The sequence below is a fragment of the Enterobacter cloacae complex sp.6700776 genome (assembly GCF_048284255.1).
Lineage (GTDB): Bacteria > Pseudomonadota > Gammaproteobacteria > Enterobacterales > Enterobacteriaceae > Enterobacter > Enterobacter intestinihominis.
The window spans coordinates 1-276 of the sequence record NZ_JBLVYK010000266.1; the positions used below are offsets into that span (position 1 = coordinate 1).

A 276-nucleotide genomic window follows, 5' to 3' on the forward strand; every position below is an offset into this window, starting at 1 on the left:
GCTATTTCCGCACTCGCGCGCCGCTGACGGAAATCGAGATGATCGCCGCAATGGCCGCCGATGCCGTTCGCCAGCAGAAGCGCCTGAATCATGTTGAAGAGCAGATCGAAACGGTCACAGAAGCTGTGGAGAACATCAAACGCGGGACCATGCGCGCCGGATATGTCGGTTACCGCCAGGTGGTCGCCAAAAGCGGCATGACTGATGCCAAGTGCAGGAATCTGGTCAATACTTATCGCATCCCCACCGACACCCACGAATTCATGACACCAGACG

At 57.2% G+C, this 276-nt stretch carries 1 pseudogene; it reads left to right on the forward strand.

Features of this window, described 5'->3' with window-relative positions:
- A pseudogene (locus ACNQ0T_RS24190) lies at positions 1-276 on the forward strand (ORF6N domain-containing protein); the annotation flags it as partial.